Consider the following 25,357-nt stretch of genomic DNA (forward strand, 5'->3'; position numbering starts at 1 on the left):
CATCAGGCACTAACCGTCACGGTGCAGGATAGGTATACACCTGATGCACCGCTTCAATCTCTGCCAGTACTTCTTCGCTCAACTCCAGATGCAGGCTTTCAACGTTGGTTTTTAGCTGCTCCATCGTCGTGGCTCCCAGCAGGGTGCTGGCGACAAACGGCTGACGACGCACGAATGCCAACGCCATTTGCGCAGGATCCAGATTATGGCGTTTCGCGATATCCACATAGGCCGCAACGGCTTTTTGCGTTTGCTCGCCGCTGTAACGCGTGAAACGGCTAAACAGCGTATTGCGTGCACCGGCAGGCTTCGCGCCGTTCAGGTATTTACCGGTTAATGTACCGAAGCCAAGGCAAGAGTAGGCCAGCAGTTCAACGCCTTCATACTGGCTCACTTCCGCCAGTCCAACCTCAAAGCTGCGATTCAGCAGGCTGTAGGGGTTCTGGATGGTGGCGATGCGCGGCAGATCGTGTTTGTCCGCCAGGTGCAGGTAGCGCATCACGCCAAACGCGGTTTCATTGGACACGCCGATGTAGCGAATTTTCCCCGCGCGCTGAAACTCTGCCAGCGCGTCCAGCGTATCCAGCAGCGAAACGACTGGCGAAGAGTCCGTCCAGCTGTAGCCTAACTTACCAAAGCAGTTGGTCGGGCGCTGCGGCCAGTGAACCTGATACAGATCCAGGTAATCGGTTTGCAGTCTTTTCAGGCTGTCGTGCAGCGCTTCACGGATATTTTTACGGTCCAGCGCCTGATTCGGTCGAATACCGCTGTCGTTGTTACGTGAAGGTCCACTCACCTTAGAAGCAACGATTAGCTTTTCACGGCTGCCGTGTTTGGCGAGCCAGTTACCTACGTAGGTTTCGGTGAGACCCTGGGTTTCAGGACGCGGCGGTACCGGATACATCTCGGCAACGTCGATCAAATTTATGCCTTGTTCTACGGCATAATCGAGCTGTGCATGTGCGTCGGCTTCGCTGTTTTGTTCACCAAACGTCATTGTGCCCAGCCCCAGTGTACTGACTTCAAGCGAGCTGTGGGGTATACGGTGATATTGCATAGCCGTTTCCTTTTTATAATCACGACATAAGGATTATAAAAATGGCTGAGGGAAGAGAAAAAGGGAAGTAAAATTGTTAAGGCCAGCGCGCTGCTGACCTCAACCATCAGCGTTCAATGATTTGAGACACATCATCGCGATTAATCTGCATCGCATTGCCTTGCTGGTCGTGATAGCTCACCAGACCGGTATCATCGTCAATTTCTGGTTTTCCATCGGTCAGGATCATTCGACCATCTTTTGTCGCCATTACATAATCACTGCTGCATCCGGAAACGGCAAAAGCCAGTCCTACGGCGGAAATCAAAACTGCCCATTTTTTCATCTGCTTATCCTCACATGGCCTGCATCTGACAATAGTTTAGTAATAACGCGAAGTTGTGCATGGCGAAAGCAGTAAAATCTTAAACTGTGAGAAGAGGTAGGTGTGGCGCGCATTCGCTCCCCGTGCGGGGAGCGATGGATTTCATCAGAGCGGATTTTTTTTATTACGCCACAGGTTCAGGGTCTCTACCGCAATAGAGAAGAACATGGCGAAATAGATATATCCTTTCGGAACGTGGACGTCGAAACTTTCCAGAATTAGCGTGAAACCGACCAGAATCAGGAACGAGAGCGCCAGCATTTTTACCGAAGGATGGCGATCGACAAAATCGCCAATCGGGCGTGCAGCAAACATCATCACACCCACGGCAATCACCACTGCCGCCATCATGATAAACAGATGATCGGACAAGCCTACCGCAGTAATCACGGAATCCAGGCTGAAGATAATGTCTAACAACATGATCTGCACAATCGCGCCCAGAAAAGAGGAAACGCGGGTTTTCAGCCCCTCTTCCTCACCTTCAATGGATTCGTGGATCTCCTTACTGGCTTTCCAGATCAGGAACAATCCCCCCAGTAGAAGGATCAGGTCGCGCGCTGATATTGCCTCGCCAAACACTTCGAATAGCGGGTTTGTCAGACGCGTTACCCAGGCAATAGAGGCGAGCAGTGCCAGACGCATGATCATCGCCGCCGCAAGCCCAATACGTCGGGCATGATTGCGTTGCGCTGTCGGGAGTTTGGCTACAACCAGAGAGAGGAAAATAATATTGTCGATCCCAAGAACGATCTCCAGCAGCGTCAGCGTACCGAGCGCAAGCCAGGCGTTAGGATCGGTTATCCATGCAAATAACATCGAACAAAGTCCTGCCAAAAAAAAGAAGCGGTAATTATAGGCCCGTAACGCGGCGGGTGAAAGACCGGACGGTGTCTATTGCGCCTGGAACAAGAAATGTCGCTCAAGCAATGCGCGCGTGAAGTTCTTTTTCAAGTAAAAACCGCGTGGTAGGGTCAGGATGGGTTCGCCATGGGCGCCAATGGCCTCGGTAAGCGCTCGGGCGTTGGCGGCTTTAGGACGCAGCTGTAGCACTTCCCCATGGCGGGCAGTGATGCGTTCGACGTGGCCTAACACTATCATGTCCATCAACTCTTCCCAGTCCAGACGCAATTGCCGGTCTTCTTCTTCATTCGGGCTCCACAGCAGGGGAGAGCCGACGCGGCGCTCTGCCAGCGGGATGCTGCGTTCGCCTTCTACCGGGATCCACAGAACGCGTTTAAGTTTGTGCCGCACATGGCTGGTTTCCCAGGTAACGCCGGTATTGCCGGTTAACGGTGCCACGCACACAAAGGTGGTTTCCAGCGGTCTGCCAAGGCTATCCACTGGGATTGTTTTCAGCTCCACGCCCAGCGCCGCAAAATCCTGCTCCGGTTTGCTGCCCGCACTGGCGCCGAGCCAGATTTCCAGTAGCACGCCAATCCAGCCTTTATCGCGCTTGAGATCCTTGGGGGCGACGAGTCCCGCCATTGCCGCCAACTCTCCCAGCGCGTAGCCCGAAAGCAGCTGTGCCTGGCTCAACAACTGGGCTTCAGATTCAGGGGGAGAAAGCAGCGGATGGAGTTCTGACATCGGGTTAACCCTTAGGTGAAAAAATGAGCAAAGATTTTATACCGTGTGGACAGAGTTTATCTTTTTCCACATGCTTTATTCAATTCTATGATTTATATTGGTTTTTAGATTCACATACGCAGAGTTGCGCAACAGCGAAGCGGGTTTTCCAATTCTGGTCACTGACAATGAACAGGATCTTACACCATGTTATCCACAGAAAGATGGGATAACTGTGAAAAACCCCCACTACTGTTTCAATTTACAGCCTTGACGTGCGACGAAAATCGAATTTTCACACAAATTGTGCCTAACTTATTGGCATAATCTGTGGATAAAACCAACGCTGGTCGATCTTTCATCAGCCTGAAGATCGTGTGCGTGATATACGTCACGTTTCTATGGGTTTATTTGCGCTGAACGGTTTTAACTTTATGAATATAGAAGATTATTTTTGATATGTGACGAATGTCTTATTCGGACTGTTCTGGGTTTTCCCATAGTAATTCCGTACTTCTTCACAACTATATCCACAGAAAAGGTGAATAAAATCGCCTTGCTTGCCCTTCTTCTGTTTATAACTCCGCCCTTAGCTGTGAGTTATTCAATTGTTATTAGAGTATCGCGCCCTTAACAGAGTGGTTTACCGCCTCTCTGGAGTGTGAAACAATCGTTTGTATATAAGGTTTATATTGAGGTAGTCCGGTGATTGATGACGATGGCTACCGCCCGAATGTAGGGATAGTAATTTGTAACCGCCAGGGGCAGGTCATGTGGGCCCGGCGATTTGGTCAGCACTCCTGGCAATTCCCGCAAGGTGGGATAAATGCAGGAGAGACAGCAGAGCAGGCGATGTACCGGGAACTCTTTGAAGAAGTGGGTCTCAGTCGTAAAGATGTACGGATCCTTGCTTCTACTCGTAACTGGTTGCGTTACAAGTTACCGAAACGTTTGGTGCGTTGGGACACGAAGCCGGTTTGTATCGGCCAGAAACAAAAATGGTTTCTTCTGCAATTGGTCAGCAGCGATGCTGAAATCAATATGCAAACCAGCAGTACACCTGAGTTCGACGGCTGGCGCTGGGTGAGTTACTGGTATCCGGTTCGACAGGTGGTGTCATTTAAACGCGATGTCTATCGCAGGGTGATGAAAGAATTCGCAAGTGTTGTCATGGCGCTTCAGGAGAGCACTCCTAAGCCGCAAAGCGCACCTGCGTACAGACGTAAAAGAGGTTAAGCTACGCAAATTATGCTCACCCGCCTGCGCGAAATAGTCGAAAAGGTGGCCAGTGCTCCGCGTCTGAATGAAGCGCTGAATATTCTGGTTACCGACATCTGTCTTGCGATGGATACAGAGGTCTGTTCGGTTTACTTGGCCGATCACGATCGACGTTGTTATTACCTCATGGCGACCCGGGGACTGAAGAAACCGCGTGGTCGTACTGTCGCACTCGCGTTTGATGAAGGTATCGTTGGCCTGGTTGGCAGGCTGGCGGAACCTATCAACCTCGCCGATGCGCAAAAACATCCCAGCTTTAAATACATCCCTTCGGTAAAAGAAGAGCGCTTTCGTGCGTTCTTAGGCGTACCGATTATTCAGCGCCGTCAGCTGTTAGGTGTGCTGGTGGTCCAGCAGCGCGAATTGCGCCAGTACGATGAAAGTGAAGAGTCTTTCCTCGTCACGCTCGCTACGCAAATGGCGGCGATTCTTTCGCAGTCGCAGCTTAACGCGCTGTTCGGCCAATACCGGCAAACGCGCATCCGCGCATTGCCCGCCGCCCCTGGCGTGGCAATAGCCGAAGGCTGGCAGGATGCGACGCTGCCGCTGATGGAGCAGGTCTATCAGGCTTCAACGCTGGATCCGGTGCTTGAGCGCGAGCGACTCACCGGTGCGCTGGAAGAGGCGGCGAATGAATTCCGCCGCTACAGCAAACGCTTTACCGCCGGGGCGCAAAAAGAAACGGCGGCGATTTTTGATCTCTATTCACACTTGCTTTCCGATACTCGTCTGCGCCGTGAGCTGTTTGCGGAAGTGGATAACGGTTCGGTGGCCGAGTGGGCCGTTAAAACGATCATTGAAAAGTTTGCCGAACAGTTTGCCGCGCTGAGTGATAACTACCTCAAAGAGCGGGCCGGAGATTTACGCGCGCTGGGCCAGCGTCTACTGTTCCATCTTGACGACTCAATCCAGGGGCCGAATACCTGGCCGGAACGTTTTGTGCTGGTGGCGGATGAGCTTTCCGCCACCACGTTGGCTGAACTTCCTCAGGACCGCTTAGTCGGTGTGGTTGTCCGGGACGGCGCGGCCAACTCTCATGCGGCTATTATGGTTCGTGCGCTGGGTATCCCTACCGTCATGGGGGCCGATATCCAGCCATCGGTGTTACACCGCCGTACGCTGGTAGTGGACGGTTATCGCGGTGAACTGCTGGTCGATCCAGAACCGGTATTGATCCAGGAATACCAGCGTCTTATCAGTGAAGAAATTGAGCTGAGCCGCCTGGCGGAAGACGACGTCAACCAGCCAGCACAGTTGAAAAGCGGCGAGCGCGTGAAGGTGATGCTCAATGCGGGCCTCAGCCCGGAGCATGAAGAGAAGCTGGGGAGCCGGATCGACGGCATTGGCCTGTATCGCACCGAAATCCCGTTCATGCTGCAAAGCGGTTTTCCTTCGGAAGAAGAACAGGTTGCGCAGTATCAGGGCATGCTGCAAATGTTTAACGACAAGCCGGTGACCCTACGTACGCTGGATGTCGGCGCCGATAAACAACTGCCCTACATGCCGATCAGTGAAGAGAACCCGTGCCTTGGCTGGCGTGGGATCCGCATAACGCTCGATCAGCCGGAGATCTTTTTGATCCAGGTTCGGGCCATGCTGCGTGCCAACGCGGCAACCGGCAACCTGAGCATTTTGCTGCCGATGGTCACCAGCATTGATGAAGTGGACGAAGCGCGACGTTTGATTGAACGCGCCGGACGCGAAGTGGAAGAGATGATCGGCTACGCGATCCCAAAACCGCGCATTGGCATCATGCTGGAAGTTCCGTCGATGGTGTTTATGCTGCCGCATCTGATAAACCGGATAGACTTTATCTCGGTCGGAACCAACGATCTCACCCAGTACATTCTGGCTGTCGATCGTAACAATACACGGGTAGCCAGCATTTATGACAGCCTGCATCCGGGTATGTTACGTGTGCTGGCGATGATTGCGCAGGAAGCCGAAAGAAGCGGTATCGATTTGCGATTGTGCGGTGAAATGGCGGGCGACCCGATGTGCGTGGCCATTCTGATCGGCCTGGGTTTTCGCCATTTGTCGATGAACGGTCGTTCCGTGGCTCGCGTTAAATATCTGCTGCGCCATATCGATTTTGATGAGGCGCAAACGCTGGCGCAACGCAGCCTGGAAGCGCAGATGGCGACAGAAGTACGCCATCAGGTGGCGGCTTTTATGGAACGCCGTGGCATGGGGGGACTGATTCGCGGGGGATTGTGAATCGGGGGCTGGTAACAGTAGGTATACATATCTTTTAACTGTAATCGGCATCCGCTGCGATCCCCATGTGCTATCATTCGCACCTTTGGAGCGCCTGCATTATGCAGGCGCGCTTATCAATTGCTGTCTGACTTCAGCGAAATAACAAGAACTTGTGGTGACAGATGACCAGTAGCTATCTGCATTTTCCGGATTTCGATCCGGTCATTTTCTCAATCGGACCCGTCGCACTTCACTGGTACGGCTTAATGTATTTGGTGGGGTTTATTTTTGCGATGTGGCTGGCGACGCGCCGTGCTAATCGTCCGGGCAGTGGCTGGACCAAAAATGAAGTAGAAAATCTACTGTATGCGGGCTTCCTCGGGGTTTTCCTCGGAGGACGTATTGGTTACGTACTGTTCTATAACTTCCCGTTATTCCTCGATAACCCACTGTATCTGTTCCGCGTCTGGGACGGCGGGATGTCCTTCCACGGTGGGCTTATTGGTGTGATCCTGGTGATGATTATCTTCGCCAAACGCACCAAGCGTTCATTCTTCCAGGTTTCTGATTTCATTGCCCCGCTGATTCCGTTTGGTCTGGGCGCAGGGCGTTTGGGCAACTTTATCAACGGTGAGCTGTGGGGACGCGTTGATCCGAATTTCAAGTACGCCATGCTGTTCCCGGGCTCCCGTACCGAAGACATTTTACTGCTGCAAACTAACCCGCAATGGCAGTCTATTTTTGATACCTACGGCTCGCTGCCGCGCCATGCCTCACAGCTTTATGAGATGGCGCTGGAAGGCGTTGTGTTGTTTATCATTCTTAATCTGTACATTCGTAAACCGCGCCCGATGGGTTCGGTATCCGGTCTGTTCCTGATTGGTTATGGCGCGTTTCGTATTATCGTTGAATTCTTCCGCCAGCCGGATGCGCAGTTTACCGGCACCTGGGTACAGTACATCAGCATGGGACAGATCCTCTCAATCCCGATGATTGTCGCAGGCATTATTATGATGGTTTGGGCGTACCGCCGCAGCCCACAGCAACACGTTTCCTGAGGAACCATGAAACAGTATTTAGAACTGATGCAAAAAGTGCTGGATGAAGGCACACAGAAAAACGACCGTACCGGAACCGGAACGCTTTCCATTTTTGGTCATCAGATGCGTTTTAATCTGCAGGAAGGGTTCCCGCTGGTTACGACTAAACGCTGCCATTTACGCTCGATCATTCATGAACTGCTATGGTTTTTGCAGGGCGACACCAACGTTGCCTACCTGCATGAAAACAACGTCTCAATCTGGGACGAATGGGCGGATGAAAACGGTAATCTGGGGCCGGTTTATGGCAAACAGTGGCGTGCGTGGCCTACGCCAGATGGTCGCCATATTGACCAGATCACCACGGTGTTAAACCAGCTCAAAAATGACCCGGACTCTCGCCGAATTATCGTTTCTGCATGGAACGTCGGTGAGCTGGATAAAATGGCGCTGGCGCCGTGCCACGCGTTCTTCCAGTTTTACGTGGCGGATGGCAAGCTCTCCTGCCAGCTGTATCAGCGTTCGTGCGATGTGTTCCTCGGTTTGCCGTTTAACATTGCCAGCTACGCCTTGCTGGTACACATGATGGCGCAGCAGTGCGATCTGGAAGTGGGTGATTTTGTCTGGACCGGTGGCGACACGCACCTGTACAGCAATCATATGGATCAAACGCATCTGCAGCTTAGCCGCGAACCGCGCGCGCTGCCGAAGCTGGTCATCAAACGTAAGCCTGAATCTATCTTTGACTATCGCTTCGAAGATTTCGAAATTGAAGGCTACGATCCGCATCCTGGTATTAAAGCGCCAGTGGCTATCTAACCGGCCTCATGCTGTCACAACCGACGCCCGTGTGCGTCGGTTTTTTTTGTCTCAAATCGCGTTCTTCGGCGTGGGTTCCTGAAATATTGCAACGACCTGCAACGCGACAAATATTCCTCGTAGCTCGCCGTAGAAACCGAATTTCCCGCTCGTTATTCATTTTCCTCACGCCATACTGGCGACATGAAAAAACAACACGGCTACACGCTTCTCGAAACCCTGATTGCGATGCTGATCGTCGCGGCGCTTGGCGCCTCGGGGCTGTATGGTTGGCAGCGCTGGCAGCAGCAACAGCGGCTATGGCAAACCGCCATTCAGGTGCGAGATTACCTGCTGCAACTGCGTGAAGATGCTAACTGGCGTAACCGCGATCACGTCATCAGCGTGATTCGGGATGGCACATCCTGGTGTTTTGTCAGCTCTGCTGCTGTGCAAACCACGTGTCTACCCGTTTCGCCCTTGGTTTTTACACCGCCCTGGGACGATGTCGAAATGGCAGAGATAACGCCTTCACTGGCCTTTTTTGGTCTGCGCAATACGGCATGGGCTGGACATATTCGCCTGAAAAATACGACAGGGGAATGGCGCGTGGTGGTGTCTGGCTGGGGGCGAATCAGGCTTTGCGAGAAAGATGAGGCCAGGTTATGTCAGTAAATGAACGGGGCTTTTCACTCCTGGAGGTGCTGATTGCTATGGCGATTAGCAGCGTTTTATTGCTTAGCTCAGCGCGATTTTTACCCGCGCTGCAGCGAGAGATCCTGCGCAACACGCGCCAGTTAGCGCTGGAAGATGAAATATGGCAGCGGGTATACACCGTGGCGAAGCATCTTCAGCGGGCAGGGTATTGCCGCGGAAACTGTGTCGGAGAAGGGCTGGTGATATCGGCTAAGGGTGACTGTGTCATTGCGCGCTGGGATGCCAATAGCAACGGCATTTGGGAGAGCAGTCCCGCGAAAGAGGCCGATACGATTGGATTTCGTTTACAGGACAAGGTACTGGAGACCCTGCGGGGAGCAACGGACTGCAATGGAAAAGGGTGGGAGAAAATGACCGATCCAGCCACGATACAGATTGAGGCATTTCAGGTCGAACGTCTGAATATCAGCGGATATTCCCCGCTCCTTACGCTGCGTTTGCGCGGAGTGAACAATGCCGAACCACAAAAGGTTATTGAAGCAGTCTACAGCGTGACAGGATTCAACCTGTGAACCGTGAGCGGGGCGTTTCATCTTTAGCGATGGTCTTGTTGCTATTAGTGCTCGGTAGCCTTCTGCTGCAAGGCGTTAGCAGGCAGGAGTCCCGTTTTGCTTCGCGAGTGGTCACGCAAAGTCAGGCTCTGCAGCGCCAGGCGGTGGTGCAATCCGCGATGGAATGGGGGCGTATGCAGCCCTGGCGCTTACAACTCGCCGCACAGTGTCGGCGTTATACCACGCAGGATGCCGCGGTTTGTCTGCGACTGCTTACTAATAATTTCGTGCTGCTTATAGTCCATTATGAAGGGGTATCGTTATGGCGGCAGGGGGCGATTATTGATGGCAATATCGAATATTCGGTGCATGGCTGGAGCGATTTTTGTCCGCTAAAGGAGCAGGCACTATGTCAGATCCCCTGAACAGACAGCGTGGCTTTAGCCTGCCGGAAGTGATGCTGGCAATGGTGCTGATGATCATGATTGTGACCGCGCTGTCAGGATACCAGCGGGCGCTGATGAACAGCTTTATCATCAGAAACCAGTATCAGCAACTCTGGCGTCACGCCTGGCAGCAAACCCAGCTGTATCAGTTTTCATCGCCTTTGAACTGGCAGGTTAACCGAATGCAGACAACGAGCGCGGGATGTGTCAGCATCAACGTTAAAATTTCTTCACCCTTGGGCAGGCAGGGTCAGATGACGCGTCTGCATTGCCCGAATCGTCAGTAGTCAGGAGTCGCTATGTTAAGGGTCTACCACTCCAATCGTCTGGATGTGCTGGAAGCGTTAATGGAATTTATCGTTGAGCGCGAGCGGCTGGACGACCCCTTTGAACCTGAGATGATCCTGGTTCAAAGTACCGGTATGGCACAGTGGCTACAAATGACCCTTGCACAGAAGTTTAGTATTGCCGCCAACATCGATTTTCCGCTGCCCGCGAGTTTTATCTGGGATATGTTTGTGCGCGTGCTGCCGGATATCCCGAAAGAGAGCGCGTTCAGCAAACAGAGCATGAGCTGGAAGTTGATGACGCTGTTGCCGCAATTGCTGGATGGCGATGACTTCGCATTGCTGCGCCACTATCTGACGGACGACACCGATAAACGTAAGCTGTTTCAGCTTTCCTCGCGCGCGGCTGACCTCTTCGACCAGTATTTAGTCTATCGCCCTGAGTGGTTGACCCTGTGGGAAGCCGGGCGACTGGTTGAGGGACTCGGCGAGTCTCAGGCCTGGCAGGCGCCGTTGTGGAAAGCGCTGGTGGAACACACCGAGGAATTGGGCCAGCCGCGCTGGCATCGCGCCAATTTATACCAACGATTTATTCAGACTCTGGAAAGTGCGTCCGAGTGTCCGCAGGGACTGCCTTCTCGCGTCTTTATTTGCGGCATTTCGGCGCTGCCGCCGGTTTATTTGCAGGCATTGCAGGCGCTGGGCAAGCACATTGATATTCATCTGCTGTTTACCAACCCTTGTCGCTACTACTGGGGAGATATAAAAGATCCTGCCTGGCTGGCGAAGCTGATGGCGCGTCAGCGTCGGCACAGCTTTGAAGAACGCCATCTGCCGCTGTTTCGCGATAGTCAGAAAGCCGAAGGGGTGTTTAACAGCGATGGTGAACAGGATGTGGGCAACCCGATGCTGGCCTCGTGGGGCAAACTGGGGCGCGATTACATTTATCTGCTTTCAGAACTGGAAAATAGTCAGGAGCTGGATGCGTTTGTCGATATAACACCTGACAATCTTTTGCATAATATTCAATCGGATATTCTGGAACTTGAAAGTCATGCCGTGGCGGGCGTTACGCTGGAAGAGTATTCGCGTAGCGACAATAAACGACGGCTTGAACTAAACGACACCAGCGTGACTTTCCATGTTTGTCATAGCCCACAGCGCGAGGTAGAAATTCTTCATGACCGCCTGCTGGCAATGCTGGAAGCGGATCCCACGCTGACGCCGCGCGATATTATTGTGATGGTGGCGGATATCGACAGCTACAGCCCATTTATTCAGTCGGTCTTTGGCAGCGCGCCAGCTGAGCGTTACTTACCTTATGCGATTTCCGACCGTCGGGCGCGCCAGTCTCATCCTGTCTTACAGGCCTTTATTAGCCTGCTGTCGCTGCCGGATAGCCGTTTTGTCTCAGAGGATGTGCTGGCATTACTGGATGTGCCCGTGCTGGCGGCGCGTTTCAATATCGATGAAGAAGGGCTGCGCTATCTTCGGTTATGGGTCAATGAATCTGGGATTCGCTGGGGAATTGACGACGATAACGTGCGTGAACTGGAACTTCCGCCTACAGGTCAGCATACCTGGCAATTTGGTTTAACGCGCATGCTGCTCGGCTACGCGATGGAAAGCGCGCAGGGCGAGTGGCAATCGGTATTGCCATACGATGAGTCCAACGGTTTGATTGCCGAGTTGGTAGGGCATCTGGCCTCGTTGCTGATGCAGCTCAATCTCTGGCGTAGAGGGTTAGCGCAGGAGCGCCCGCTGGAAGAGTGGCTGCCCGTTTGTCGGGACATGCTTAATGATTTCTTCCTGCCGGATGCAGATACCGAAGCGGCGATGACACTGATTGAACAGCAGTGGCAGGCCATTATCACTGAAGGTCTGGGGGCTGAGTATGGTGATGCCATACCGCTTTCTCTATTGCGAGATGAGCTGGCTCAGCGTCTTGACCAGGAGCGCATTAGCCAGCGCTTCCTGGCGGGGCCAGTTAACATTTGTACGCTGATGCCGATGCGCTCTATTCCTTTCAAGGTGGTTTGCCTGCTGGGTATGAACGATGGCGTTTATCCGCGTCAGCTTGCGCCGTTGGGCTTTGATTTGATGAGTCAAAAACCGATGAGGGGCGATCGCAGCCGTCGCGATGATGACCGCTACCTGTTTCTTGAAGCATTGATTTCAGCACAGCAAACGCTCTACATCAGCTACATTGGCCGCTCCATTCAGGACAACAGCGAGCGCTTCCCGTCGGTACTGGTGCAGGAACTGATGGACTACATCGGGCAAAGCCACTATCTGCCGGGCGATGAATCATTGACCTGCGATCAAAGCGAAGCCCGGGTAAAAGCACACATTACCCGTTTGCATACCCGTATGCCCTTTGATGCACAAAACTATCTACCGGGCGAACAGCAAAGCTATGCCCGGGAATGGCTGCCTGCGGCGAGCCTGTCAGGAAAAGCGCACACGGATTTTGTCCAGACGCTTCCCTTTGAGATGCCTGAAGCGCTGACGCTGGAAACGCTGCAGCGATTTTGGGCTCATCCGGTAAGGGCTTTTTTCCAGATGCGGCTGAGGGTCAACTTCCGCTCTGAAGAAAGTGAGATCCCGGAAACGGAACCGTTCACTCTTGAAGGATTAACCCGCTATCAGCTTAATCAGCAATTGCTTAACACGCTGGTTGAAGAGAAGGATGCTGAACAACTGTTTCGCCGTTTTCGTGCGGCGGGCACGCTTCCCTATGGGCCATTTGGCGAAATTCTGTGGGATACGCAGCGTCAGGAGATGCAGTCGCTGGCTGAACGCATTATCGCCTGTCTTCAGCCCTGCCAGAGTATGGAAATCGATCTTAACTGTAACGGCGTGCAAATCACCGGTTGGCTGCCACAGGTGCAAGAGGACGGTTTGTTGCGCTGGCGCCCATCTTTGATAAGCATTGCGCAGGGTGTGCAACTTTGGCTGGAACATCTTGTCTATTGTGCCAGTGGCGGTACGGGAGAGAGCCGGTTGTTCCTGCGTAAAGACGGGGAATGGCGTTTTCCGCCACTGGATGCAGAGCAGGCGCTGCTGTACCTGTCGCAGCTCATTGACGGGTATCGGGAAGGCATGTCGTCACCATTGCTGGTATTGCCTGAAAGCGGCGGCGCCTGGATAAAAACCTGTTATGACGCCGTAAATGATGCCATGTTAGATGACGATGCAACGTTGCAAAAAGCGCGCAGTAAGTTTCTGCAGGCCTATGAAGGCAACATGATGGTACGGGGTGAAAGTGATGATATCTGGTATCAGCGTCTTTGGCGTCAGCTGGATGCGGCTACGCTGGAGACCATTGTTTTACAGTCTCAGCGCTACCTGTTACCGATTTTTCGCTTTAATCAGTCATGATGATTGTATAAAAATTGCGCAGTTCGATGGCTTCCACTATGATGCGCATTCTGTCACGGACTGATTCTTACAAAGAGAGGATGCTGGCTCGTTCAGCACATAGTCTTGCCCTGTTCAGACCACGTATTTATGCGTGCTTTGCTGTGAACAGGTGAATACGTTAATGATGAGGTTTGTGAATGCCCCGCAGCACCTGGTTCAGCGCATTACTGTTGTTCGTCGCCCTTTGGGTTCCCGTAAGTCAGGCAGATACCGGTTGGCAGCCTTTAGCTGAAACCATCCGTAAAAGCGATAAAGACACCCGCCAGTATCAGGCCGTGCGCCTTGATAACGGCATGGTCGTGTTGCTGGTATCCGATCCTCAGGCCGTGAAATCCCTTTCTGCACTGGTGGTTCCCGTGGGCTCGCTGGAAGATCCTGACGAGCATCAGGGGCTGGCGCATTATCTCGAACACATGTGTCTGATGGGCTCGAAAAAATACCCACAGCCGGACAGTCTGGCTGAATTCCTGAAAATGCACGGCGGCAGCCACAATGCCAGCACCGCGCCTTACCGTACGGCCTTCTATCTTGAAGTCGAAAACGACGCGTTGGTGGGGGCGGTGGATCGCCTGGCGGACGCTATTGCCGATCCGTTGCTGGATAAAAAATATGCCGATCGTGAGCGTAACGCGGTTAACTCCGAGCTGACGCTGGCGCGTACCCGAGACGGGATGCGTATGGCGCAGGTGAGTGCTGAGACCATCAACCCGGCGCACCCTGGCTCGCGTTTCTCCGGCGGAAATCTCGAGACATTAAGCGATAAACCGGGAAACCCGGTGGTGCAGGCATTACAAAAATTTCATGAAAAGTACTACTCCGCGAACCTGATGAAGGCGGTGATTTATAGCAATAAGCCGCTGCCAGAGCTGGCGCGGATAGCTGCTGACACCTTTGGACGCGTACCGAACAGAAATATCGCAAAGCCTGAAATTACCGTACCGGTAGTCACCGACGCGCAAAAGGGCGTCATCATCCACTATGTTCCGGCAATGCCGCGTAAAGTACTGCGCGTCGAGTTTCGTATCGATAACAACAGCGCGCAGTTCCGCAGTAAAACCGATGAGCTGGTGACCTATCTGATTGGTAATCGTAGCCCTGGCACGTTGTCTGACTGGCTGCAAAAGCAGGGACTGGTTGAAGGTATTCGTGCGGATTCCGATCCGGTGGTCAATGGGAACAGCGGCGTGTTAGCCATTTCCGCGACGTTAACCGACAAAGGGCTGGCGAACCGCGATGAAGTTGTTGCGGCAATTTTCAGTTATCTCAATCTGTTACGCGATAAAGGTGTCGATAAACGCTATTTTGACGAACTGGCGCACGTACTGGATCTCGATTTCCGTTATCCCTCCATCACCCGTGATATGGACTACGTGGAATGGCTGGCTGATACCATGATCCGCGTTCCTGTCGAACATACGCTGGATGCGGTGAATATTGCCGACCAGTACGATGTGAAAGCCGTTGAGCAACGCCTGGCAATGATGACGCCACAGAATGCGCGTATCTGGTATATCAGTGCGAAAGAACCGCATAATAAAACCGCTTATTTTGTCGATGCGCCTTACCAGGTGGATAAAATCAGCGACAAAACCTTTGCCGACTGGCAGCAAAAAGCGCAGGGCATTGCGCTGTCGTTACCGGAGTTGAACCCCTACATTCCGGATGATTTCACGCTGATTAAAACGGATAAAAAATACGCGCACCCGGAACTGATCGTTGATGAGCCGGATCTACGCGTGGTGTATGCGCCGAGCCAGTATTTTGCCAGTGAGCCGAAGGCTGACGTCAGCGTGATCCTGCGTAACCCGAAGGCCATGGACAGCGCTCGCAACCAGGTATTATTCGCACTTAACGATTACCTGGCGGGGATTGCGCTCGATCAGTTAAGCAACCAGGCGTCGGTAGGTGGAATTGGTTTCTCTACCAACGCTAACAATGGGTTAATGCTTAACGCCAACGGCTACACCCAACGTCTGCCGCAGCTTTTTCAGGCGCTGCTGAGCGGCTATTTCAGCTACACCTCAACGGATGAACAGCTGGAACAGGCGAAATCCTGGTATGCCCAGATGATGGATTCTGCAGAGAAGGGTAAAGCCTACGATCAGGCAATTATGCCAGTGCAAATGCTTTCTCAGGTGCCGTACTTCTCACGCGATGAGCGCCGTAAGCTACTGCCTTCCATCACCCTGAAAGAGGTGATGACGTACCGCGACGCCTTAAAAACCGGTGCGCGGCCTGAATTCCTGGTAATTGGTAATATGAGCGCCGCTCAGGCGACGACCATGGCGCGGGATATCCAACAACAGCTTGGCGCTAACGGGTCACAGTGGTGTCGCAATAAAGATGTGGTTGTGGACAAGAAGCAGTCCGTCATCTTTGAAAAAGCAGGCAGTAGCACGGACTCCGCGCTGGCGGCGGTATTTGTGCCAACCGGATACGATGAATACGCCAGTTCAGCCTACAGCGCCATGTTAGGGCAGATTGTTCAGCCGTGGTTCTACAATCAACTGCGTACTGAAGAGCAGTTAGGCTACGCTGTATTTGCTTTCCCGATGAGTATCGGCCGTCAGTGGGGAATGGGGTTCCTGCTGCAAAGCAATGATAAGCAGCCGTCTTATCTTTGGGAGCGTTATAAAGCGTTTTTCCCGACGGCGGAAGCGAAGCTGCGGGCGATGAAACCTGAAGAGTTTGCGCAAATTCAGCAGGCGATTATTGCGCAAATGCTGCAGGCGCCGCAAACGCTGGGGGAAGAAGCCTCACAGTTAAGCAAAGATTTTGATCGCGGCAATATGCGCTTCGATTCACGTGATAAAATAGTGGCTCAGATTAAACTGCTGACGCCGCAAAAACTTGCCGACTTCTTCCATCAGGCGGTGGTTGAGCCGCAAGGCATGGCGATACTGTCACAGGTTTCCGGCAGTCAGAACGGGAAAGCAGAATATGTGCACCCGGAAGGCTGGAAAGTGTGGCAGACAGTCAGCGCGTTGCAGCAAACCTTACCCCTGATGAGTGATAAGAATGAATGATGCCGCTGAGTCCCTTGATCCACTGCGCTTGCCCCTGACGGGTGAGCGCCTGATTGAAGCCTCTGCGGGCACCGGTAAAACCTTTACCATCGCCGCCCTGTATTTACGTTTACTGCTTGGACTGGGCGGCTCTGCCGCCTTTCCTCGTCCTCTGACCGTTGAAGAACTGCTCGTGGTCACCTTCACCGAGGCGGCCACCGAAGAGTTGCGTGGTCGAATTCGTAGCAACATTCATGAACTGCGAATTGCCTGCCTGCGTGAAACAACCGACAACCCGCTATATGCCCGTTTGTTAGATGAAATCGCCGATAAAAAACAGGCCGCTCAGTGGCTGCTATTGGCTGAAAGACAGATGGATGAAGCGGCGGTGTTTACCATCCACGGCTTTTGTCAGCGTATGCTCAGTCTCAACGCCTTTGAATCAGGCATGCTGTTCGAACAGCAACTGATAGAAGATGAATCGCTGCTGCGCTATCAGGCCTGTGCGGACTTCTGGCGTCGACACTGCTATCCACTACCCCGCGACATTGCGCAGGTGATTTTTGAAACGTGGAAAGGACCGCAGGCTCTGCTGAGAGACATCGATCGCTATCTGCAGGGGGAAGCGCCGGTCATCAAGGCTCCGCCGTCTGATGACGAAACGCTGGCTTCCCGGCACGAACAAATTCTCACGCGCATTAACCAGATCAAGCAGCAATGGCGTGATTCCGTTGATGAGCTGGATGGCCTGCTGGAAGCCTCCGGGATTGACCGGCGTAAATTTAATCGTGGTAACCAGGGCAAGTGGATCGAAAAGATCAGCGCATGGGCGCAAGAAGAAACCCAAAGTTATCAGCTTCCTGACGCGCTGGAGAAATTCTCACAGCGTTTTCTGGAAGAACGCACCAAAGCGGGCGGAATAACCCCTCAGCACCCGCTGTTTGTCGCTATTGATGAACTGCTTAGCGAACCGTTAACTCTCCGCGATCTGGTGATCACCCGGGCGCTGGCGGAGATCCGTTCAGCGGTTGCCGAGGAGAAACGACGCCGCGGTGAGCTAGGCTTTGACGATATGCTCAGCCGTCTGGATGCAGCGTTGCGCAGTGAAAGCGGCGATGCGCTGGCGACGGCTATCCGTACCCGTTTTCCGGTCGCGATGATCGATGAATTTCAGGATACCGATCCGCAGCAGTACCGTATTTTTCGCCGGATCTGGCAGCATCAGCCGGATACCGCACTGCTGCTGATTGGCGACCCAAAACAGGCGATTTACGCGTTTCGCGGCGCGGATATCTTCACCTATATGAAGGCGCGCAGCGAGGTCAGCGCACACTATACGCTCGATACCAACTGGCGTTCGGCCCCCGGCATGGTCAATAGCGTAAATACGCTTTTCAGCCAGATGGATGACGCCTTTATGTTCCGCGAAATCCCCTTTAGCCCGGTAAAATTTGCAGAAAAAAACCAGTCGTTTCGGTTTGTTTTACACGGTGAGACACAGCCAGCCATGAGCATGTGGCTGATGGAAGGGGAAAGCTGCGGCGTAGGCGATTATCAGAACTACATGGCCCAGGTGTGCGCCACGCAAATTCGCGACTGGCTTAAGGCCGGGCAGTCTGGCGCTGCGCAACTGGTCAGTGGTAAAACATCCAGTCCGGTACGCGCGTCGGACATCAGCGTACTGGTTCGTAGCCGCCAGGAGGCGGCACTGGTCCGTGATGCGCTGACACAGCTGGCAATTCCCTCCGTCTACCTTTCCAACCGTGACAGCGTATTTGAAACGCTGGAAGCGCGGGAGTTGCTGTGGGTGCTGCAGGCGGTGATGACGCCGGAGCGTGAGAACACGCTGCGTAGCGCGCTGGCGACCTCAATGATGGGGCTGAATGCGCAGGATCTTGAAGCGTTAAATAACGACGAAAATGCCTGGGATGCGGTGGTCGAAGAGTTTGATGGCTATCGTCAGATCTGGCATAAACGCGGCGTGATGCCGATGCTGCGCGCGCTGATGACAACCCGCCAGATTGCGGAAAACCTGCTGGCGACGGCGGGGGGCGAACGCCGCCTGACCGATATTTTACATATCAGCGAACTGTTGCAGGAAGCAGGCTCGCAGCTGGAAAGCGAGCATGCGCTGGTGCGCTGGCTTTCCCAGCATATTCTTGAACCCGACAGCAACGCGTCCAGCCAGCAGCTCAGGCTGGAAAGCGACAAGCATCTGGTCAAAATCGTCACTATCCATAAATCTAAAGGGCTGGAGTATCCGCTGGTCTGGCTGCCGTTTATCACGAATTTCCGCGTCCAGGATCAGGCTTTCTACCACGATCGCAGCTCTTTTGAAGCCATGCTGGATCTCAGCGATGCCGAAGAGAGCGTTGAGCTGGCTGAAGCGGAGCGTCTGGCGGAAGACCTGCGTTTGCTCTATGTCGCGCTAACCCGTTCGGTATGGCACTGCAGCCTTGGCGTGGCGCCGTTGGTGCGACGTCGGGGCGATAAAAAAGGGGATACCGATGTGCATCACAGCGCCCTTGGTCGCCTGTTGCAAAAAGGTGAGCCGATGGATGCCGCGGGTCTGCGTAGTGCGATTGAAGCGTTGTGCAGTGATGATATTGCCTGCCAGACGCCTGCGCAGCCTGACGGTGAACGCTGGCAAGTTGCGCAGGCTGTTAGCTGCGAACTGAGTGCGAAAATACTGCAGCGTACGCCCGGCGATAGCTGGCGCGTGACCAGTTATTCCGGTCTGCAGCAGCGTGGGCATGGAATCGCGCAGGATCTGATCCCGCGACTGGATATTGATGCCGCAGGCGTTGGTGAGGTTATTGAAGAGTCAGGGCTTACTCCGCATCAGTTCCCGCGCGGCGCTTCGCCAGGTACATTCTTGCATAGCCTGTTTGAAGATCTCGACTTTACTCAACCGGTAGATCCGAGTTGGGTCGAGGAAAAACTGGCGTTGGGCGGTTATGACGCGCACTGGACGCCGGTTTTGACCGAATGGCTGGACGCCATTTTGCAGGCGCCTCTCAACGAGACGGGCGTGAGTTTGAGCCATCTTTCCGCGGGTGAAAAACAGGTGGAGATGGAGTTTTACCTGCCGATTTCGCAGCCGCTGATGGCCAGCCAACTTGATGCGTTAATTCGCCAATACGATCCGCTCTCCGCGGGGTGCCCTGCGTTGGAATTTATGCAGGTACGCGGCATGCTGAAAGGATTTATTGACCTGGTTTTCCGCCACCAGGGGCGTTATTACCTTCTCGATTACAAATCGAACTGGCTGGGGGAAGACAGCTCAGCGTATACGCAGCAGGCGATGGCCTCTGCCATGCAGGCGCATCGCTACGACCTGCAGTATCAACTTTATACCCTGGCGCTGCATCGCTACTTGCGCCATCGCATTGCTGATTACGATTATGAACGCCATTTTGGCGGTGTTATCTATCTCTTCTTGCGTGGCATTGACAGTGAAAATCCGCAACAGGGAATTTACGCGACCCGACCTGACGGGGAGTTAATCGCCTTGATGGACGAGATGTTTGTCGGTGCGCCACTGGAGGAGATGTCATGACAATCCAGAAACGATTACTGGAAGCTGTGGAGCAAAAACAGCTCCGGCCTCTGGATGCCCAGTTTGCGCTGGTGGTTGCCGGAAATGACAACCCTGCCGTTGCGCTGGCGGCGGCGTTGCTCAGTCGTGAAGCAGGAGAAGGGCACGTCTGCTTACCACTTTCACGGTTATCCCTGAGCGAGGATGCCCATCCCCTTTTAAGCGCCTGGCTCGCTGAAGTGGGGGAGCCAGAAGACTGGACGGAATGTCTGCTGGCCTCCGGGGCGGTAAGCCGCGGTGAGCAACCCACGCCGCTGGTGCTGCACGGCGATCGCCTGTATCTGAACCGGATGTGGCATAACGAACGGGCGGTGGCTCGCTTTTTCAGTGAAGTTAACCACGCCATTGAGGTGGATGAACAACGGCTGACCCACACGCTGGCGGCGTTGTTTCCACCAGCGGAAGGTGTTAACTGGCAAAAAGTGGCCGCTGCGGTGGCGTTGACCCGTCGTATATCGGTGATCTCCGGCGGGCCGGGGACCGGAAAAACGACAACAGTTGCGAGGCTTCTGGCGGCGTTGATTCAGATGGCGGAGGGAGAACGCTGCCGTATTCGTCTGGCGGCTCCTACTGGAAAGGCGGCAGCGCGCCTGACTGCCTCGCTGGGCGCAGCGCTACGAGAACTGCCGTTAACCGAAGAGCAAAAGAAACGCATTCCCGATGACGCCAGTACGTTGCATCGATTATTAGGCGCTCAGCCAGGCAGTCAGCGCCTGCGCCATCATGCGGGAAACCCGCTGCATCTGGATGTGCTGGTGGTGGATGAAGCCTCGATGATTGATTTGCCGATGATGTCGCGCCTTATCGATGCGCTGCCGCCGCACGGGCGGGTGATTTTTCTTGGCGATCGTGACCAGCTCGCTTCCGTCGAAGCGGGGGCGGTGCTGGGGGATATCTGTGCTTTCGTCGGTGACGGGTTTACCCCGGAACGCGCCCGCCAGCTCAGTCGTCTGACCGGAAGCGCTATTCCGGCAGGTCTGGGAACTCAGGCCGCCGCTTTGCGCGACAGTTTGTGTCTGCTGCAAAAGAGTTACCGTTTCGGTAGCGATTCCGGAATCGGTCAGTTGGCTGCTGCGATTAATCGTGGTGACAAAGCCGCGCTCAAAACGGTCTTCCAGCAGGGGTTTAGCGACATCGAAAAACGCACGCTACATAGCAGCGAAGATTACGCCGCGATGTTGGATGAGGCGCTGGCGGGTTATGGGCACTATCTGGATTTACTGCGCGAGGGCGCTGAGCCGGATGCCGTCATTCAGGCCTTCAATGAGTATCAGCTGTTGTGTGCCCTGCGTGAAGGCCCGTTTGGCGTGGGTGGTTTGAATGAACGCCTTGAGCAGGTGATGGCGCAAAAACGTAAAATTCATCGTTCGACGCATAGCCGCTGGTATGAGGGAAGGCCGGTGATGATCGCGCGCAATGACAGTTCGCTGGGATTATTTAACGGTGATATCGGCATTGCCCTCGATCGTGGACAGGGCCTGAGGGTGTGGTTTGCGCTGCCGGACGGTTCTATCAAATCAGTCCAGCCCAGTCGCTTACCTGAACATGAAACCACCTGGGCGATGACCGTGCACAAATCGCAGGGATCTGAGTTTGACCATGCGGCGTTGATTTTACCCAGCCAGCATTCACCCGTGGTTACCCGCGAGCTGGTCTATACCGCCGTCACCCGCGCGCGCCGGCGTCTGTCACTGTATGCCGATGAGCGGATATTAAGTAACGCCATTGCCACCCGCACCGAACGTCGCAGCGGATTGTCGGCGTTGTTTAATCAATAAAATTCGTTGCCGGATAAGGCATTTATACCGCATCCGGCAACGACTACTACCCCAAATCCGCCATCAGCACCTTTGACCGCCGCTGATAGTTGTACATCTCTTTCTTGCTTTCCGGCAGCAGGTCGATATCCACCGGCGTGAAACCACGTTCCTGGAACCAGTGAATGCTGCGCGTGGTCAGCACGAACAGCTTGCTCAGTCCCATTTGCCGGGCCTGCGCGGCGATCCGCTCCAGCAATACTTCCCCGCGCGATGAGCTACGGTAGTCCGGATGCACCGCCACGCACGCCATTTCGCCAATTCTCTCCTCCGGGAAAGGGTACAGAGCGGCGCAGGCGATGGTCAGGTTATCGCGCTGAATAATCGTGAATTTGTCGATCTCCATTTCCAGTTGTTCGCGGGAGCGACGTACCAGAATGCCTTGCTGCTCCAGTGGGCGGATCAGCTCCAGAATCCCGCCGATATCGTTAATGGTAGCGCGGCGGATCTGCTCGGCGCTTTCCATTACGATCTGCGTACCGATCCCGTCACGGGAGAACAGTTCCTGCAGCAATGCGCCATCTTCCTGATAGCTGATCAGATGGCAGCGCCGTACCCCACTGCGACAGGCTTTCACTGCCCCACGCAGGAAGCGCACTGTGCCGGAGCTGTAATCGCCTTTCTCTTCCTGCAACTCAACGCGCGCCTGGGCTTCGTTAGGAAACAGCTCGGAAATAATATCGCCATCATCGTTGGTGACGCCCTGAGAGGAGCAAAAGCCGATCATTTTCTCTGCCTTCAGTTTGATAGCCAACTGCGTGGCGACCTCTTCTGAAGTCAGGTTAAAGCTCTCACCGGTGACGGAAACGGCGACCGGGCCCATCAGCACAATCGCGCCACTGTCTAACTGGCGGTGAATGGCATCTTCATCAATACGACGAATACGTCCGCTATGGCAGTAATCCACGCCGTCATCAACGCCCAGCGGCTGGGAGATAATAAAATTACCGCTGACCACATTGATGTGCGCCCCCTGCAATGGCGTATTATTCAGGCTCATTGACAGGCGGGCGGTAATATCAAGCTGAAGTAACCCTGCCGCCTGTTTGACCAGCTCCAGGGTTTTAGCGTCGGTAACGCGCGTATTCTTGTGGTACACCGGTTCATGATGATGCGCCGCAAGATTGGCATCAATCTGCGGTCGTGCGCCATAGACCACGACAAGGCGGATGCCGAGGCTATGAAGAAGGCCAATGTCATTGACGATACTGGAAAAGTTTTCATGCTCGATGGCTTCGCCGCCCAGCATAATGACAAACGTCTTTCCCCGATGGGTATTGATATAGGGAACAGAATGGCGGAATCCCTGTACCAGTTCGGTTCTACGCTCCTTCACCACGGCACACCCTCATTGCATGATTATTCGTAATTTATGTATTTTTATTCTGTTTTAACGCTGTGCGCAAGCGTAATTTTTACCCATGCCGAAGATTTTTCTCAGTAATGCCGTGAATATAAAAAGAATGTTTACCCTTTTATAGATGACAGATTATGCGTCATTCGCTAAAGTTTCCGGTCAATTCAGACGTTTTACGTATTACCTCAATAAAGATTTCTTTTTGCTCGGGAGAAGCATGTCGGGATCCAATTCAGCAATCAGTCGCCGCCGTTTACTGAAAGGTGCGGGTGCTATGTGGCTTTTGAGCGTCAGCCAGGTTGGTCTGGCTGCCATGAGTCAGGTCGTTGCCGTACGTGTCTGGCCAGCGTCCAGCTACACCCGCGTCACGGTAGAATCTAACCGTCTGCTGAAATACAAACAGTTTGCCCTGAGTAATCCTGAGCGTGTGGTTGTGGATATTGAAGGCGTTAATTTGAACTCGGTGCTCAAGGGCATGGGTGCGCAGATCCGTCCTGACGATCCGTATATTAAATCGGCGCGCGTCGGGCAGTTTGACCCACAGACCGTGCGGATGGTGTTCGAGCTGAAACAGAATGTGAAGCCGCAACTTTTTGCGCTGGCTCCGGTGGCCGGCTTTAAAGAACGTCTGGTGATGGATCTCTATCCTGCGAATGCCCAGGATGTTCAGGATCCGCTGCTGGCGTTGCTGGAAGAATACAACAAGGGCGATCTGGACAAACAGGTGCCGCCTGCGCAAAGTGGCCCGCAGCCGGGTAAAGCGGGGCGCGATCGTCCCATTGTCATTATGCTCGACCCAGGACATGGCGGAGAGGACTCCGGTGCGGTGGGGAAATACAAGACGCGTGAAAAAGATGTGGTGCTGCAGATTGCCCGACGCCTGCGAGCCCTCATAGAGAAAGAGGGCAACATGAAGGTCTTTATGACGCGAAATGAAGATATCTTCATTCCGCTTAAAGTCCGCGTGGCGAAAGCGCAGAAGCAGCGTGCAGACCTGTTTGTCTCTATTCACGCCGATGCATTTACCAGTCGACAGCCCAGAGGTTCGTCGGTGTTTGCACTCTCGACCAAAGGGGCGACCAGCACCGCCGCGAAATATCTGGCGCAAACTCAGAACGCCTCGGATTTGATTGGCGGCGTCAGCAAGAGCGGCGATCGCTACGTCGACCATACCATGTTCGACATGGTGCAATCGCTGACCATCGCCGACAGCCTGAAGTTTGGTAAAGCGGTATTGAATAAGCTCGGTAAAGTTAACAATCTGCATAAGAACCAGGTTGAACAAGCCGGGTTTGCGGTACTAAAAGCGCCGGATATTCCGTCTATTCTGGTGGAAACCGCATTTATCAGTAACGTTGAGGAAGAGCGCAAGCTCAAAACTGCGACCTTCCAGCAGGAAGTTGCAGAGTCGATTCTGGCGGGGATCAAAGCCTACTTTGCCGATGGTGCGACGCTGGCGAGAAGGGGATAACAAAAAAGCGCTGAAAAGCGCTTTTTTTATGGACCGCAGATACAAAAAAACACCCTTTAGGGTGTTTATAATGTTGGTTGCGGGGGCCGGATTTGAACCGACGACCTTCGGGTTATGAGCCCGACGAGCTACCAGGCTGCTCCACCCCGCGTCACCGTACTGCTTTATATTTTATCAAATTTGATTGGTTGCGGGGGCCGGATTTGAACCGACGACCTTCGGGTTATGAGCCCGACGAGCTACCAGGCTGCTCCACCCCGCGTCACCGTACTGCTTTATATTTTATCAAATTTTAATTGGTTGCGGGGGCCAGATTTGAACTGACGACCTTCGGGTTATGAGCCCGACGAGCTACCAAGCTGCTCCACCCCGCGTCCGTGGATGCGCACTATACTCTGCTCGCATTTTCATGCAACCCTTTTTTCACCTTGATCACGTTT

General features: G+C 53.7%; 18 protein-coding genes and 3 tRNA genes. 13 read left to right on the top strand and 8 right to left on the bottom strand.

Annotated elements, in window-relative coordinates; genetic code table 11:
* Positions 1-16 precede the first annotated feature (16 nt).
* From OGW44_RS23145 to mutH, 4 genes are all read right to left on the bottom strand, one after another.
* The gene (locus tag OGW44_RS23145; RefSeq protein ID WP_185654455.1) at positions 17-1,057 is read right to left on the bottom strand and encodes an NADP(H)-dependent aldo-keto reductase; all 1,041 of its coding nucleotides are present in this window, start codon (positions 1,055-1,057) and stop codon (positions 17-19) included.
* A 106-nt stretch (positions 1,058-1,163) separates the two neighbouring features.
* A complete protein-coding gene (ygdR, locus tag OGW44_RS23150) occupies positions 1,164-1,382 on the bottom strand; it encodes a lipoprotein YgdR (protein ID WP_000758660.1) in 219 nt (72 codons plus the stop codon).
* A 144-nt stretch (positions 1,383-1,526) separates the two neighbouring features.
* Positions 1,527-2,240, bottom strand: coding sequence for a TerC family protein (locus OGW44_RS23155; RefSeq protein ID WP_016154277.1), 714 nt, complete (start codon positions 2,238-2,240; stop codon positions 1,527-1,529).
* 75 nt (positions 2,241-2,315) lie between these two features.
* The gene (gene mutH / locus OGW44_RS23160) at positions 2,316-3,011 is read right to left on the bottom strand and encodes a DNA mismatch repair endonuclease MutH (protein ID WP_016157380.1); all 696 of its coding nucleotides are present in this window, start codon (positions 3,009-3,011) and stop codon (positions 2,316-2,318) included.
* Between the two features lie 684 nt (positions 3,012-3,695).
* On the opposite strand from mutH, the gene rppH reads away from it, so the two are divergent.
* The 12 genes from rppH to recD all read left to right on the top strand — a co-directional run bounded on the left by rppH (position 3,696) and on the right by recD (position 22,050).
* A complete protein-coding gene (gene rppH, locus OGW44_RS23165; RefSeq protein ID WP_003825602.1) occupies positions 3,696-4,226 on the top strand; it encodes an RNA pyrophosphohydrolase in 531 nt (176 codons plus the stop codon).
* A 12-nt stretch (positions 4,227-4,238) separates the two neighbouring features.
* Positions 4,239-6,485, top strand: a complete 2,247-nt coding sequence (ptsP, locus tag OGW44_RS23170) for a phosphoenolpyruvate--protein phosphotransferase (RefSeq protein WP_016157379.1) — start codon at positions 4,239-4,241, stop codon at positions 6,483-6,485.
* 164 nt (positions 6,486-6,649) lie between these two features.
* Positions 6,650-7,525, top strand: coding sequence for a prolipoprotein diacylglyceryl transferase (gene lgt, locus OGW44_RS23175; RefSeq protein ID WP_003825606.1), 876 nt, complete (start codon positions 6,650-6,652; stop codon positions 7,523-7,525).
* 6 nt (positions 7,526-7,531) lie between these two features.
* The gene (gene thyA / locus OGW44_RS23180; protein WP_003033990.1) at positions 7,532-8,326 is read left to right on the top strand and encodes a thymidylate synthase; all 795 of its coding nucleotides are present in this window, start codon (positions 7,532-7,534) and stop codon (positions 8,324-8,326) included.
* Between the two features lie 183 nt (positions 8,327-8,509).
* A complete protein-coding gene (locus OGW44_RS23185) occupies positions 8,510-8,980 on the top strand; it encodes a prepilin peptidase-dependent protein (protein ID WP_016157377.1) in 471 nt (156 codons plus the stop codon).
* A complete protein-coding gene (locus tag OGW44_RS23190; RefSeq protein WP_185654456.1) occupies positions 8,971-9,534 on the top strand; it encodes a prepilin peptidase-dependent protein in 564 nt (187 codons plus the stop codon). The genes OGW44_RS23185 and OGW44_RS23190 overlap by 10 nt, the downstream gene beginning before the upstream one ends.
* Positions 9,531-9,938 carry a DUF2509 family protein gene (locus OGW44_RS23195; RefSeq protein ID WP_137367389.1) on the top strand — a complete coding sequence of 136 codons (408 nt, stop codon included), beginning with the start codon at positions 9,531-9,533 and terminating at the stop codon, positions 9,936-9,938. Before OGW44_RS23190 ends, OGW44_RS23195 begins: the two co-directional genes overlap by 4 nt.
* Positions 9,923-10,246: a prepilin-type N-terminal cleavage/methylation domain-containing protein gene (locus OGW44_RS23200; protein ID WP_047359086.1), complete on the top strand. Its 324-nt coding sequence runs from the start codon at positions 9,923-9,925 to the stop codon at positions 10,244-10,246. Before OGW44_RS23195 ends, OGW44_RS23200 begins: the two co-directional genes overlap by 16 nt.
* Positions 10,247-10,258: 12 nt before the next feature.
* On the top strand, positions 10,259-13,627 hold the full coding sequence (gene recC, locus OGW44_RS23205) for an exodeoxyribonuclease V subunit gamma (RefSeq protein WP_185654457.1): 3,369 nt from the start codon (positions 10,259-10,261) through the stop codon (positions 13,625-13,627).
* 179 nt (positions 13,628-13,806) lie between these two features.
* Positions 13,807-16,695 (top strand): pitrilysin, encoded by a 2,889-nt coding sequence (gene ptrA, locus OGW44_RS23210; RefSeq protein ID WP_053390052.1) that lies wholly within the window; start codon positions 13,807-13,809, stop codon positions 16,693-16,695.
* The gene (gene recB / locus OGW44_RS23215; RefSeq protein WP_185654458.1) at positions 16,688-20,233 is read left to right on the top strand and encodes an exodeoxyribonuclease V subunit beta; all 3,546 of its coding nucleotides are present in this window, start codon (positions 16,688-16,690) and stop codon (positions 20,231-20,233) included. Before ptrA ends, recB begins: the two co-directional genes overlap by 8 nt.
* On the top strand, positions 20,230-22,050 hold the full coding sequence (recD, locus tag OGW44_RS23220) for an exodeoxyribonuclease V subunit alpha (protein WP_137379803.1): 1,821 nt from the start codon (positions 20,230-20,232) through the stop codon (positions 22,048-22,050). Before recB ends, recD begins: the two co-directional genes overlap by 4 nt.
* A 46-nt stretch (positions 22,051-22,096) precedes the next feature.
* On the opposite strand, the gene argA is transcribed toward recD, so the two are convergent.
* Entirely contained in the window at positions 22,097-23,428 is a 1,332-nt protein-coding gene (gene argA, locus OGW44_RS23225; protein WP_008785703.1) for an amino-acid N-acetyltransferase, read from the bottom strand.
* A gap of 235 nt (positions 23,429-23,663) precedes the next feature.
* Here argA and amiC point away from each other — a divergent pair, with 235 nt between their 5' ends.
* Positions 23,664-24,917, top strand: coding sequence for an N-acetylmuramoyl-L-alanine amidase AmiC (gene amiC / locus OGW44_RS23230; protein ID WP_016154266.1), 1,254 nt, complete (start codon positions 23,664-23,666; stop codon positions 24,915-24,917).
* Positions 24,918-24,991: 74 nt separating this feature from the next.
* Here amiC and OGW44_RS23235 read toward each other — a convergent pair.
* From OGW44_RS23235 to OGW44_RS23245, 3 genes are all read right to left on the bottom strand, one after another.
* Positions 24,992-25,068 (bottom strand) — tRNA-Met (locus OGW44_RS23235).
* Between the two features lie 34 nt (positions 25,069-25,102).
* Positions 25,103-25,179 (bottom strand) — tRNA-Met (locus tag OGW44_RS23240).
* Positions 25,180-25,214: 35 nt separating this feature from the next.
* Positions 25,215-25,291, bottom strand: a tRNA-Met gene (locus tag OGW44_RS23245).
* Positions 25,292-25,357 lie beyond the last annotated feature (66 nt).

Origin of the sequence: Citrobacter sp. Cb023, assembly GCF_030336805.1 — a bacterium.
Lineage (GTDB): Bacteria > Pseudomonadota > Gammaproteobacteria > Enterobacterales > Enterobacteriaceae > Citrobacter > Citrobacter braakii.